This is a genomic window from Parapusillimonas granuli (assembly GCF_013416525.1).
In the GTDB taxonomy this organism is placed as follows: Bacteria; Pseudomonadota; Gammaproteobacteria; order Burkholderiales; family Burkholderiaceae_B; genus Parapusillimonas; species Parapusillimonas granuli.
The window spans coordinates 241,984-255,099 of the sequence record NZ_JACCEM010000002.1; the positions used below are offsets into that span (position 1 = coordinate 241,984).

A 13,116-nucleotide genomic window follows, 5' to 3' on the forward strand; every position below is an offset into this window, starting at 1 on the left:
GACTACAATGGAGCCATACACTCCTCTTTACCCAAACTAGACCCAAGGGCAAGCAAAATGCTGGATACCTATCGCCAACACGTTGCCGAGCGCGCTGCGTCCGGCATCCCTCCCCTTCCGCTGTCCGCGCAGCAAACGGCCGATCTCATCGAACTGATCAAGGCGCCGCCCGCGGGCGAGGAAGCCTTCCTGCTCGAATTGCTCACCCACCGGGTCCCCGCCGGCGTCGACGACGCCGCCAAGGTCAAGGCCTCCTACCTGGCCGCCGTCGCCCACGGCAAGGAAACCTGTGTCCTCATCGACCGCAAGCGCGCCACCGAGCTGCTCGGCACCATGCTGGGCGGCTACAACATCGGCCCCCTGATCGAACTGCTGGACGACGCGGAACTGGGCCCCGTCGCGGCCGACGCCCTCAAGAACACGCTGCTCGTCTTCGACGCCTTCCACGACATCAAGGAAAAGTCCGACAAGGGCAACGCCAACGCGCGGGCCATCCTGCAAAGCTGGGCCGACGCCGAATGGTTCACCAGCCGCCCCGAAGTGCCCGCCAGCATGGTGCTGACGGTGTTCAAGGTCACCGGCGAAACCAACACCGACGACCTCTCGCCCGCGCCCGACGCCTGGAGCCGCCCCGACATCCCCCTGCACGCGCTGGCCATGCTCAAGAACCCGCGCGAGGGCATCGAACCCGACGAGCCCGGCAAGATCGGCCCCATCAAGTTCATCGAGCGCCTGAAGGAAAAAGGCCATCTGGTGGCCTACGTCGGCGACGTGGTCGGCACCGGCTCCTCGCGCAAGTCCGCCACCAATTCGGTGCTCTGGCACACCGGCGAAGACATCCCCTACGTGCCCAACAAGCGCTTCGGCGGCGTCTGCCTGGGCGGCAAGATCGCCCCCATCTTCTACAACACCATGGAAGACGCCGGCGCCCTGCCCATCGAGCTCGACGTCTCGCAAATGGACATGGGCGACGTCATCGAACTGCGCCCCTACGAAGGCAAGGCCCTGAAAGACGGCAAGGTCATCGCCGAATTCCAGGTCAAGTCCGACGTGCTGTTCGACGAAGCCCGCGCCGGCGGCCGCATCCCGCTGATCATCGGCCGCGGCCTCACGGCCAAGGCGCGCGAAGCGCTGGGGCTGCCGCCCTCCACGCAGTTCCGCCTGCCGCAGAACCCCGCCGACTCGGGCAAGGGCTACACCCTGGCCCAGAAGATGGTCGGCCGCGCCTGCGGCCTGCCCGAAGGCAAGGGCGTGCGCCCGGGCACCTACTGCGAACCGCGCATGACCTCCGTGGGCAGCCAGGACACCACCGGCCCCATGACGCGCGACGAACTCAAAGACCTGGCCTGCCTGGGCTTCTCGGCCGACCTGGTCATGCAGTCGTTCTGCCACACGGCCGCCTATCCCAAGCCCGTGGACGTCAAGACCCACCACACGCTGCCTGAGTTCATCAGCACACGCGGCGGCATCTCGCTGCGCCCCGGCGACGGCGTGATCCACAGCTGGCTCAACCGCATGCTGCTGCCGGACACGGTCGGCACGGGCGGGGATTCCCACACGCGCTTCCCCATCGGCATCAGCTTCCCCGCCGGCTCCGGCCTGGTCGCCTTCGCCGCGGCCACCGGCGTCATGCCGCTCGACATGCCCGAATCGGTGCTGGTGCGCTTCAAGGGCAAGCTGCAGCCCGGCGTCACCCTGCGCGACCTGGTCAACGCCATCCCGCTGTACGCCATCAAGCAAGGCCTGCTCACGGTCGAAAAGCAGGGCAAGAAGAACGTGTTCTCGGGCCGCATCCTTGAAATCGAAGGCCTGCCCGATCTCAAGGTCGAACAGGCTTTCGAACTGTCCGACGCCTCCGCCGAACGCTCGGCGGCCGGCTGCACGGTGCGCTTGAACAAAGAGCCCATCATCGAATACATCAACAGCAACATCGTGATGCTGAAGTGGATGATCGCCAACGGCTACGAAGACGAGCGCTCGCTGGCCCGCCGCATCAAGGCCATGGAAGCCTGGCTGGCCGATCCCAAGCTGCTGGAGCCGGACGCCGACGCCGAATACGCGGCCGTCATCGAAATCGACCTGGCCGACATCCACGAACCCATCGTGGCCTGCCCGAACGACCCCGACGACGTCAAGACGCTGTCCGACGTGGCCGGCGTCAAGATCGACGAAGTCTTCATCGGCAGCTGCATGACCAACATCGGCCACTTCCGCGCCGCGTCCAAGCTGCTCGAAGGCAAGCGCGACATTCCCGCCAAGCTCTGGGTGGCGCCGCCCACCAAGATGGACGCCCGCCAGCTGACCGAGGAAGGCCACTACGGCGTGTTCGGCACCGCCGGCGCGCGCACGGAAATGCCCGGCTGCTCGCTGTGCATGGGCAACCAGGCGCAGGTCCGCGAAGGCGCGACGGTCATGTCGACCAGCACCCGCAACTTCCCCAACCGCCTTGGCAAGAACACCAATGTGTACCTGGGTTCCGCCGAGCTGGCGGCCATCTGCTCACGGCTGGGCCGCATCCCCACCCGCGAGGAATACATGGCCGACATGGGCGTCATCAACCAGAGCGGCGATCAAATCTATCAGTACCTGAACTTCGACCAGATCGAGGAATACAAGGAAATCGCGGACTCCGTCGGCGTCTGACCCTTCCTTCGCAGCAACAAGAATCCCGGCAGCGCCGGGATTTTTGTTGCGTGGCATGCCCATGGGCCGATTGCACTCCCGCGCCCGGGGCCGGGAATCAGAAGCTATAGCTGACGCCTACGTAAAGGCTGGGGAACACGCGCAGCTTCTTGGCCTTGTCGTGGATGTCGTCGTATTGCTTGTCGATGGCTTGCTGGGCATCGGGGCCCAGCTTGGCGCGCACCGAGTCGCTGACGTCGAAGGAAGTCTTGGGCTTGCCCAGGTACACCCCGGCATCGACAACGAAGCCCCAGGGGATCCTGGAGGGGCGCAAGGAAGGGCGCGCAGAAGGGTTTCAAGAAGGCCGTCAGGAGGGGCGCCAAGAAGGCTTCTGGGAAGGCCGTCAGGAAGGCATTGCTCAGGGCTTGCGACAAGGCGAACTGTCTGGCCGAGCGGCGCGGCGGCATCCATCTGGTATTTCGGGGCGGGACGGCTACGGCGGCCGGCAGGACCGTGCCGCCAATCGACTCATGGGCTCCCGCGCGAACAGCCTGACGCTTTTCTCCCCCCATCGCCCCGGAAACAGTCCTAAAATAGGCTCAGACACGCCATGGCCGCTCAGCGCCGGCGCCCGCGCAACCATTTTCTGGAGCTCATATGACGCACAATACGTTCAATAGCCTGCAACAGTTCAAGGTGGGGCGCAAGACGGCCCGGTTCTACTCCCTGCCCGCTTTGGGCGCTGCGCTGGGCGTCGACGTGCAGCGGCTCCCCGTCTCGATCCGCATCGTGCTCGAATCCGTATTGCGCAACTACGATGGCAAAAAGATCACCGAGAAGCACATCAAGCAGCTGGCCGGCTGGAAGCCGCGGGCCAAGCGCAACAGCGAGATCCCCTTCGTGGTCGCGCGTGTCGTGCTGCAAGACTTCACGGGCGTTCCCCTGCTGGCCGACATCGCCGCCATGCGCTCGGTAGCCGGCAAGATGGGCAAGGATCCCAAGCGCATCGAGCCCCTGGTGCCGGTGGATCTGGTGGTGGACCACTCCGTGATGGTCGACTACTTCGGCAGCAACGAAGCGCTGGGCCTGAACATGAAGCTCGAATTCCAGCGCAACCAGGAACGCTACCAATTCATGAAATGGGGCATGCAGGCCTTCGATACCTTCGGCGTGGTCCCGCCGGGCTTCGGCATCGTCCACCAGGTCAATCTCGAGCACCTTGCGCGCGGCGTGCACTATGACGCGGCCAACAACCTCTATTACCCCGACACCCTGGTCGGCACCGACAGCCACACCACCATGATCAACGGCATCGGCGTGGTCGGCTGGGGCGTGGGCGGCATCGAAGCGGAAGCGGGCATGCTGGGCCAGCCGGTGTACATCCTGACGCCCGACGTCGTGGGCGTCGAGCTCAAGGGGGAATTGCGGGGCGGCGTCACCGCCACCGACCTGGTGCTGACGCTGACCGAGCTGCTGCGCAAGAACAAGGTCGTGGGCAAGTTCGTCGAATTCTGCGGGCCGGGCACGTCCAGCCTGTCGGTCACCGACCGCGCCACCATCGGCAACATGGCGCCGGAATACGGCGCCACCATGGGCTTCTTCCCGGTCGACGACCGCACCATCGAATACTTCCAGGGCACCGGCCGCTCGGAAGCCGAAATCGCCGCGCTGAAATCCTATTTCAAGGCTCAGGGCATGTACGGCATTCCCAACGCCGGCGACATCAGCTACTCGCAGCTGATCACCCTGGACCTGTCCTCGGTCACGCCTTCCCTGGCCGGCCCCAAGCGCCCCCAGGACCGCATCGAACTCGGCGAGGTCAAGGCCACCTTCACCCGACTGTTCTCCGAGCAGTCCACGTCCGGCTTCAACCAGCCGCCCGAAAAACTCCGGCAAACCTTCACGACCAGCGCGGGCACGCCCGTGCGCAACGGCGACATCCTCATCGCCGCCATCACCTCCTGCACCAACACGTCCAACCCCAGCGTCCTGCTGGCGGCCGGCCTGATGGCCAAGAAAGCGGTCCAGGCCGGCCTGACCGTGCCCAAGCACATCAAGACCTCGCTGGCGCCGGGGTCGCGCGTCGTCACCAACTATCTCGCCAAGACGGGACTGCTGCCGTATCTCGAACAACTGGGATTCAACGTGGCGGCCTATGGCTGTACGACTTGCATCGGCAACGCCGGCGACCTGACGCCCGACCTGAACGAAGCCATCATCCAGAACGGGCTGGTCTGCGCGGCCGTGCTGTCCGGCAACCGCAACTTCGAGGCGCGCATCCACCCCAACATCAAGGCCAACTTCCTGGCCTCGCCGCCCCTGGTGCTGGCCTACGCGCTGGCGGGCACCGTGCTGCGCGACCTCATGACCGAGCCCGTCGGCCGCGGCAAGGACGGCGACGTCTGGCTGGGCGACATCTGGCCCAGCAACGCCGAGGTGCGGGCGCTCATGCACGAAGCCATGGACCCTGAAACCTTCCGCCGCAACTACGCCGAAATCAAGACCAATCCCGGCGAACTGTGGAACAACATCACGGGCGTCCAGGGCGACGTCTATACCTGGCCGCCGTCCACCTACATTGCCGAACCGCCCTTCTTCGAGGGCTTCGACATGCATCCGGCCCCCATGCCGATGGTGCGCGGCGCCCGCGCGCTGGCCATATTCGGCGACTCGGTCACCACCGACCACATATCCCCCGCGGGCTCCATCAAGGAAAGCTCGCCGGCCGGCCAGTGGCTCAAGGCGCACGGGGTCATGAAACAGGATTTCAACAGCTACGGCTCGCGCCGCGGCAACCACGAGATCATGATGCGCGGCACCTTCGCCAACGTGCGCATCAAGAACCTGATGATTCCGCCGCTGCCCGACGGCAGCCGCTACGAGGGCGGCGAGACCCTGCTCCAGCCCACCGGCGAAAGGCTCTCGATCTACGATGCCGCCATGCGCTACATTGCCCAGGGCGTGCCCACCATCGTCTTCGCCGGCGAGGAATACGGCACGGGCTCTTCGCGCGACTGGGCGGCCAAGGGCACGCAGCTGCTCGGCGTCAAGGCCGTGGTCGCGCGCAGCTTCGAGCGCATCCACCGCAGCAACCTGGTGGGCATGGGCGTGCTGCCCCTGCAGTTCAAGGGCGCCGACAGCGTCGAGACCCTGGGCATCACCGGCGAGGAAACCTACGACATCTCCGGCATCGAGAACAGCATCCGGCCGCAGCAGGACATCACCCTGACCATACATCGCAAGGACGGCAGTTCGCAGCAGGTCACCATGCTGCTGCGCATCGACACCGCCACCGAGGTCGATTACTACCGCCACGGCGGCATCCTGCCGTACGTGCTGCGCGAGCTGCTTGCCGCCTGACGAGCCATAAAACCGCCGGGGCGGTACACTAGGGCCTGCGGGCGCCGAATGGTGGCCATCCACCTTCCGGCGCCAGCGGGCTCTAGTCGTATCAGCCCCGGCCGTATCATTGACTGTTTCACTTCGTATTATTCATATGCCCGATTCAACGCCCTCACGTCTGCCACGCGATGCTCAACGCCTACTGGCCCTTGCCGAAGGGCTCGCCCGTTCCGGCAGCCAGATGGAGGACAGCTATTGGCAAAACCTTCTAGGCAACCAGCTCAAGAAAATCCTGCTGGGCAAAAAGAACCGGTCGATAGAAACCGCCCTGGATACCGTGCTGGACGGCGACATCGACGTCTATGAAACCCTGGTCGAACACGCGGAAACCCATTCGGAATCCCTGGTGATCGAAGCCGACGGCGCCGAGTACGACGTATTGCTGTTCACGGCCCCCATCGTGGCCTGGACACGCTATCAATTGCCCGGCGGCAAGCTCACGCCCAAGCAGCGGCGCGCGCTCGTCGAACAGCTGCTGCGGCACATCGCCGCCCCCGGCGCGCAGATCGCCGTGGCGCCGGCGCTGGCCAGCTTCGACCAACTGCCGCAATCCTTCCAGGAAACCCGGCAATGGACGCAACAGCTGGCCAGGCAGGCGCTCGGCCTGGCGTCCGACACTCTCAGCGTGCGCAAACCCGCGGACACCGACAACATCCTGGCGGACGTCCGCTTCCTGGCCGGCGCGCTCGTCGTGCCCAAGGGCGCCCCGCTGTTCCGCTGGCAAACCATGCACGACGACGGCGCCTTCATCAGCCGCGATGAATGCCACCGCGACTGGCTGGCCGGCTGCGCCGACATCCTTGCCGACATGTTCACGGGCTGCCAGACCGAATACCTGCTTCCCGACGCGTTCTACATCAATTGCCGCGAAGCCGACAAACGCATCCGGCCCTACGCGCTCAGGGCGGCGGTCACCTGGCTCCAGACGGCCGCCCACATTCCGCCGCAGGAACTGCGGGCCGTCATCGTGGGCTGCGGCGAACGCAACACCGAAGAATACCGCATAGGCTTCAGCTCCAAACGCGACGACGAGGTCATCTACGGCTGCATCTGGCCCGTGCTGAGCAAAGAAGAAGCCACGATCGAAAGCGCCGACGTCGAGCACGTCGACCTCCCCGGCGAAATCGTCGCCCTGCTGAAGGAAATGGGCGTCTCCGACATCCGGCGGCTGGCCGGCATCTACCCGGTCGACTTCTGCGACGATTGCGGCGCCCCGTATTTTCCCAATTCCCTGGGCTCCATGATGCACCCCGAACTCCCCGAGGAAACCGACCTGAGTCCGCAGCACTTCCATTGATGCGGGCGTTTTCCTTCGACATTTTCTGCCGCGTCGTCGACAACTTCGGCGACATCGGCGTGTGCTGGCGGCTGGCGCGGCGGCTGGCCGGCATGCCGGCCGGGCATCGCGTCCGCCTGTGGGTGGACGACCTGGCCGGCTTCGCCCGCATCCAGCCGGGCGTGGACGCCGGCGCCGCCGGCCAGCGCATCGGCCGGGTGGAAATCGTTCACTGGACCGCGGCGCCGCCCGCGCTCGCGCCGGGAGAGGTCGTCATCGAGGCATTCGCCTGCCACCCGCCGCCGGCCTTCGTGGCGCGCATGGCGCAGCGCGGCAGCCTGTGGATCAACCTGGAATACCTGAGCGCGGAGAGCTGGGTCGAATCCTGCCACACCGTGCCCTCGCCCCAGCCCACGGGCGTGCGCAAGGTGTTTTTCTTTCCCGGCTTTACGCCGGGCACAGGGGGCTTGCTGCGGGAAAGCGGCTTGCTCGAAACGCGGGACGATTGGCTGGCGGACCCCGGCCGGCGCCGGGAGCTGCTGCGCGCCCTGGGCGTGCCGGCGGAATTCCGGGAACGCATCGGGCAAGGCGCCCGGCAGGTGCTGCTGTTCAGCTATCCCGATGCGCCCGCGCTCGGCTTGGTCCAGAGCCTGGGCGCCCTGGAAACACAGTCGCTCGTCCTGGTCCCGTCCGGAGTCTGCCCGGGCTTGCGCCGCGCCTGGCACGGCAAGGTCCTGGTCCATGAATTCCCCTTCCTGGACCAGGACGGATTCGACCGCGTGCTGTGGAGCAGCGACCTGAATTGCGTGCGCGGCGAAGACTCCCTGGTGCGCGCGCTCTGGGCCGGCAAGCCCTTGCTTTGGCACATCTACCCGCAAGCGGACGGCGCCCATCTGGCCAAGCTGGACGCCTTTCTGGAACGCTCACCCTTTGCGGCCGTGGTCAAGCGCTGCCATCGGGCCTGGAACCAGCCGGACCCCGGCATCGCGGCCGACGCGCTGGCGCTCGCCCTGCAGCCGGAGAATTTCTCCGCATGGGCCCGGTCAAGCGCGCAGTGGTGCCGCTCGCTGGCGCGGCAAGCCGATCTGGCGGAGTCTTTGGCGGCATTCTGCGAACGGGAGCTAGGCTGACCGCAACGCCGGCGCCGGCGCCGGCGGCACGCCTCAGCGAGGGTCTTGCGAAAAGGTTAAAATAGCAGGCTTTGTAAGTCATGCTCCGGCCCGGCAGTGGCGCATCTGGCGGAGCACCTAGAACCCCCCGGAGTTTTTTATCTATGAAAACCGCACAAGAATTGCGTGTCGGCAACGTTGTCATGGTCGGCAACGACCCCCTGGTAGTCCAGAAAGCTGAATACAACAAGTCCGGCCGCAATGCCGCCGTCGTCAAGCTGAAGTTCAAGAACCTGCTCACCGCCTCCGGCAGCGAAGCCGTATACAAGGCCGATGAGAAGTTCGAAGTCGTCATGCTCGACAACAAGGAATGCACTTATTCCTATTTCGCCGACCCCATGTATGTCTTCATGGATGAAGAGTACAACCAGTACGAAGTCGAAGCCGAAAGCATGGGCGACGCCTTGAACTATCTGGAAGAAGGCATGACGGTCGAGGTCGTGTTCTACGAAGGGCGCGCCATCTCGGTCGCCCTGCCGACCATCGTCGTGCGCGAAATCACCTACACCGAACCCGCCGTCAAGGGCGATACTTCGGGCAAGGTGCTCAAGCCGGCGAAGATCAACACCGGCATGGAAGTCGCGGTGCCCCTGTTCTGCAACATCGGCGACAAGATCGAGATCGACACCCGCACCGGCGAATACCGCAGCCGGGTGATGTAAGCCTGCGGCCGCATGTAAAAAACCTGCCTGCGCCGACACACGGCGCAGGCAGGTTTTTTTTGGCGTGGAATCGCCGGGTGGCCGGCCGCCGCGCCGGCCAAGGGACGCTATTGCAGCCTGTCGTCGTCCAGGAATTCGGGTATGGGCATGACGGCGATGCCTTCGTTGGCCAGCGCTTCGCGCTCGGCGGGGGTGGCCGTGCCGCGGATGGGACGTTCGTCGGCTTCGCCTTCGTGCATGCGGCGCGCTTCTTCGGCAAAGCGCACGCCGACGTTTTCGGTGTTGCGTATCATTTCCCGCATTTGCCGCAAGATTTCGGCCTGCAGCTTGGCCATCCGGGCCAGGGCGGGCGCGGCCACCGGCGCGGCGCCGGGCTGGGCCGGTGCGGCGGTGGGGGCGGTGTCGGCGGCCCGGATATGGCTGACGTTGAGCCTGGGCGCCGACAGCTTCTTGCTGATGGCGGTGCTGTTGCACACGGGACAGCTCAGCAGGCCGCCGGCCCGCTGGGAGTCGTAGCTTTCGGCGGAGCTGAACCAGCCTTCAAAGACGTGGTCCCGCTCGCATTGGAGGTCGAAGACTTTGAGTGACATAACTGCACTATGGGGGCTTTCGGCGGGAATTTCAATGGCCGCGGGTGTTGTTTGATTGCTTGCGTGGCTGGTCGATGGTCGTCGCCTGGTACTTAGACTCTAAAACGGACTGTTTGTTGCGTTGTCGGGTCGTTTTATGGGTTCTGGAGTGGCCTGGTTGTTGTGCCGTTGCTGCTGAGTTCTTGACGCGGCCTGCCAGTCCTCCACCCTTATTCCAGCCTCGGAACGGCATCCAGCAAGCGGCGGGTCTCGGCCCGCCGCGGCGACATCAGCACCGTCTCCGCGAGCCCTTCCTCGATGATCGCCCCTCCATGCATGATGGCGATGCGATCCGCCAGATACTCGACCACGCCGAAATTGTGCGTGATGAAAAGATAGGCGATGTTCAGCTCCCTCTGGAGGTCCTGCAGCAAATCCAGGATCTGCGCCTGCACGGACACGTCCAGCGCCGACGTCGGCTCGTCGCAAATCAGCACCGAGGGCTCCACCGCCAGTGCGCGAGCGATCGCCACGCGCTGGCGCTGGCCGCCCGAGAACTCGTGCGGATAGCGCTCCACCGTGTTGGCGGGCAGGCCCACCCGATCGATCAAGGAACGGATCAGATTCCTTCGCTGCGTGCGCGAGCGCTCGGGCCGCAACGCCGCCACCCCCTCCTCCAGGATGTCGCCCACCATCATCCGCGGATCCAGCGAGGCATAGGGGTCCTGGAAGACGATTTGCATCGAGCGCCGGATGCGGCGCAAGCGCGCGCCCCGGGCGGACAGTACGTCCTCGCCCTCCAGCGTGGCCCGTCCGCCCACGACCGCCTGCTTGCCCAGCAGCCGGATCAAGGCCTTGGCCGTCGTCGTCTTGCCGCAGCCCGATTCGCCCAGCAAGGCCAGGGTTTCGCCCGCGCGCAGGTCGAAGGATACGTCCCGGACGATGGGGACCGGTTCGGCCGGCCGGCGCAACAGCCCTTTCCTGGCCGAATAGGCGACCGACAGCCCTTGCACCGACAGTATCGGGGCGCCGCCGGAACGCGCCGGGCGCGGCGCCGGCGCGTCGGCCTGGACGCCGGGACGCGCCGCCGTCAGCGGCCGGCCGCGCTTGGCGAATGTCGGTATGGCGGCCAGCAGCTGGCGCGCATAGGGATGCCGCGGCGCGGCGAAGAAGCCGGCGGCGTCCTGGGTTTCGACGATCTCGCCGGCTTTCATCAAGGCGACGTAGTCGGCCACGTTCTTCACCACGGCCAGGTCGTGGGTGATCAGCATGACGGCCAGGCCCATCTCCTTCTGGATGTCGGCCAGCAGCGTCAGGATCTGCGCCTGCACCGTGACGTCCAGGGCCGTGGTCGGCTCGTCCGCGATGAGCAGCTTCGGCCCGGCCGCCAGGGCGATGGCGATCATGATGCGCTGCTTCTGGCCGCCCGAGAACTGGAAGGGATAGTCGCCCAGCCGCTTCTCGGCATCGGCGATGCCCACCCGCCGCAGCCACCAGGCCGCCTTCTCGTCCAGCTCCCTGCCGCGAACGCCGGTGTGCGCCCGGATCACTTCAGTCAGCTGCCGGCCCACCGTCATGACCGGATTCAGGCTGGTGGAAGGCTCCTGGAAAATGATGCCGACCTGCCCGCCCCGCACGCTGCGCATGCCCCGCTCGGTCAGGCCGTTCAATTCAGTCCCGCCCAGGAACACGCGCCCCGAGGCGATGCTGCCCGCATCCGGAAGCAGGCGCAGCAGCGCCAGCGCGGTCATGCTCTTGCCGCAGCCCGACTCCCCGACCAGCGCGAAAGTCCGGCCGCGCTCTATGGCCAGGGCCAGCGACTTGACGGCGAGGCTCACGCTCGCCTCGCCGGCTATCCTGACCGACAGGTCTTCGACCCTGAGCACGGTGTCCCCCTGCGCCGCGACGCCGCCGTATGCCGTCATGATCCGGACTCCTTGCCGGCGCCCGCGGCCTGCGCCGCGGCCGTCCGCTTCATGAGGTTCACCGGACGGAAGCGCCGGCTGCGGGGATCGAAGGCGTTCTGCACGGCATCCGCGAAAATATTGGCCGACAGCACCAGCGCCAGCAGGAAGACGAAAGCGCCCAGCAGATTCCACCAGATCATGGGGTCGCGCGACATTTCCAGGCGCGCCGCATCGATCATGGTGCCGAAGGAAGGCGTGCTGGGGTCCACGCCTATGCCCAGATAGGACAGCACGGCCTCGTACAGCACCAGGCCCGAAAATTCGAGCACCAGGGTGATGAGGACGATGTGCATGACATTGGGCAGCAGGTGGCGGCGCATGATGCGCCAGTGCCCCACGCCGAACGCCTGGGCCGCCTGCACGTACTCGAGCTCGCGTAGCTTCAGGGTTTCGGCCCGCAGCAGCCGGCACAGCCCGGCCCAGCCGGTCAGGCCCAGTATCAGGCAAAGCATGAACAGCCTGAGGTCGGCGCGCGCTGCAACGGTGGAGAACAGGTCGGGATTGTTGTCGATGAACACCTGCATCATCAATACGCAGGCCGCGATCAGCAGCACGCCGGGGATCGACGTCAGCGTGGTGTAGACATACTGTATGGCGTCGTCCACCCAGCCCTTGAAATAGCCCGCCGCGATGCCGAAAATCAAGGCGGGCGGCAGCATGGCGACCGTCGTCAGCGAACCGATCACCATGGCCGTCCGTATGCTCTTGAGGCACTGGCGCAGGACGTCGTTGCCCGTGCGGTCGGTGCCCAGCACATGGTAGTCGCCCCCGACCGACAAGGCCACGCAGGCCAGCACGGCCAGCAGGCTGAAGGTCAGCCACATGGGCCTCCAAGGCATCTCGGTCCGCCCCGTCCACCACGCGCGCGCGGCCTCGCCCCACCCGGCCCGCCCCGGCCGCTGGAACGCCGTCAGCAGCAATGCGGCGGCCAGCGCCAGCCCGGCGCCGGCCGCGCCGCCCTTCAGCGACCGCGCCAGGATGTCGGCCGGCCGGTCGGATTCGTCAGCCAGGGACCGGCCCGCGTGCTTCAGCCGGGGAAAATCGCGCACCGGCTCGCCGTCGACCAATATGGTCTCCTTGGAGAACTGCCTCAGGGCCAGCGGCGCGGAATAGGTGTTCTCGCGCTGGGAGAACTGGGTCAGCGCCAGCAGATCGTCCAGCGCCGAGCGCAGGACGGGGGAATAGACCGGGCCCTGGGCCTGCGCAACGGCGGCGCCCGGCATGGGCGGCAGCAAAGGGCGATAGTGCACCGAGTCCAGCAGCGCGACCAGCACGAAAAAGCACAGCAGGACGGCCGCGCACATCGCCGACGGAGTGCGCGCGATGCTTTTCCAGGTCTGGCGCAGCGAGGCCGAGCGCCGCACCCGCCAGACGTAGGCCAGCACCGCCGCCAGCAGCCCGAAAAGAAAGAGATCGGTCCAGAGGAAGACGAATTCAGGCATGGCAGAC

9 protein-coding genes are annotated in these 13,116 nt (G+C 66.0%); 5 read left to right on the forward strand and 4 right to left on the reverse strand.

Annotated elements, in window-relative coordinates:
- Positions 1-57 precede the first annotated feature (57 nt).
- The gene (acnB, locus tag H0A72_RS03870; protein WP_180153751.1) at positions 58-2,643 is read left to right on the forward strand and encodes a bifunctional aconitate hydratase 2/2-methylisocitrate dehydratase; all 2,586 of its coding nucleotides are present in this window, start codon (positions 58-60) and stop codon (positions 2,641-2,643) included.
- 97 nt (positions 2,644-2,740) lie between these two features.
- Here the strand turns inward: acnB and H0A72_RS03875 are convergent, their stop codons facing one another.
- Complete coding sequence (locus H0A72_RS03875; RefSeq protein WP_180153752.1) at positions 2,741-2,956, reverse strand: hypothetical protein; 216 nt, start codon at positions 2,954-2,956, stop codon at positions 2,741-2,743.
- A 323-nt stretch (positions 2,957-3,279) separates the two neighbouring features.
- On the opposite strand from H0A72_RS03875, the gene acnA reads away from it, so the two are divergent.
- The 4 genes from acnA to efp all read left to right on the forward strand — a co-directional run bounded on the left by acnA (position 3,280) and on the right by efp (position 9,131).
- On the forward strand, positions 3,280-5,982 hold the full coding sequence (gene acnA, locus H0A72_RS03880) for an aconitate hydratase AcnA (RefSeq protein WP_180153753.1): 2,703 nt from the start codon (positions 3,280-3,282) through the stop codon (positions 5,980-5,982).
- Positions 5,983-6,118: 136 nt separating this feature from the next.
- Positions 6,119-7,321, forward strand: coding sequence for a DUF2863 family protein (locus H0A72_RS03885; protein ID WP_180153754.1), 1,203 nt, complete (start codon positions 6,119-6,121; stop codon positions 7,319-7,321).
- Complete coding sequence (gene earP / locus H0A72_RS03890) at positions 7,321-8,430, forward strand: elongation factor P maturation arginine rhamnosyltransferase EarP (protein ID WP_180153755.1); 1,110 nt, start codon at positions 7,321-7,323, stop codon at positions 8,428-8,430. Before H0A72_RS03885 ends, earP begins: the two co-directional genes overlap by 1 nt.
- A 143-nt stretch (positions 8,431-8,573) precedes the next feature.
- Positions 8,574-9,131, forward strand: a complete 558-nt coding sequence (gene efp, locus H0A72_RS03895) for an elongation factor P (protein ID WP_180153756.1) — start codon at positions 8,574-8,576, stop codon at positions 9,129-9,131.
- 107 nt (positions 9,132-9,238) lie between these two features.
- On the opposite strand, the gene H0A72_RS03900 is transcribed toward efp, so the two are convergent.
- The 3 genes from H0A72_RS03900 to H0A72_RS03910 form a co-directional block, all read right to left on the reverse strand.
- The gene (locus H0A72_RS03900) at positions 9,239-9,721 is read right to left on the reverse strand and encodes a DUF1178 family protein (RefSeq protein WP_180153757.1); all 483 of its coding nucleotides are present in this window, start codon (positions 9,719-9,721) and stop codon (positions 9,239-9,241) included.
- Positions 9,722-9,930: 209 nt separating this feature from the next.
- Positions 9,931-11,625 (reverse strand): ABC transporter ATP-binding protein, encoded by a 1,695-nt coding sequence (locus H0A72_RS03905; protein ID WP_180153758.1) that lies wholly within the window; start codon positions 11,623-11,625, stop codon positions 9,931-9,933.
- The gene (locus tag H0A72_RS03910; RefSeq protein ID WP_180153759.1) at positions 11,622-13,109 is read right to left on the reverse strand and encodes an ABC transporter permease; all 1,488 of its coding nucleotides are present in this window, start codon (positions 13,107-13,109) and stop codon (positions 11,622-11,624) included. The genes H0A72_RS03905 and H0A72_RS03910 overlap by 4 nt, the downstream gene beginning before the upstream one ends.
- Positions 13,110-13,116 lie beyond the last annotated feature (7 nt).

Excerpts from the sequence above, each read along its gene's own strand:
- acnB (WP_180153751.1), top strand. The coding sequence starts at position 58 with ATGCTGGATACCTATCGCCAACACGTTGCCGAGCGCGCTGCGTCCGGC.
- acnA (WP_180153753.1), top strand. The coding sequence starts at position 3,280 with ATGACGCACAATACGTTCAATAGCCTGCAACAGTTCAAGGTGGGGCGC.
- H0A72_RS03885 (WP_180153754.1), top strand. The coding sequence starts at position 6,119 with ATGCCCGATTCAACGCCCTCACGTCTGCCACGCGATGCTCAACGCCTA.
- earP (WP_180153755.1), top strand. The coding sequence starts at position 7,321 with ATGCGGGCGTTTTCCTTCGACATTTTCTGCCGCGTCGTCGACAACTTC.
- efp (WP_180153756.1), top strand. The coding sequence starts at position 8,574 with ATGAAAACCGCACAAGAATTGCGTGTCGGCAACGTTGTCATGGTCGGC.
- H0A72_RS03900 (WP_180153757.1), bottom strand. The coding sequence starts at position 9,721 with ATGTCACTCAAAGTCTTCGACCTCCAATGCGAGCGGGACCACGTCTTT.
- H0A72_RS03905 (WP_180153758.1), bottom strand. The coding sequence starts at position 11,625 with ATGACGGCATACGGCGGCGTCGCGGCGCAGGGGGACACCGTGCTCAGG.
- H0A72_RS03910 (WP_180153759.1), bottom strand. The coding sequence starts at position 13,109 with ATGCCTGAATTCGTCTTCCTCTGGACCGATCTCTTTCTTTTCGGGCTG.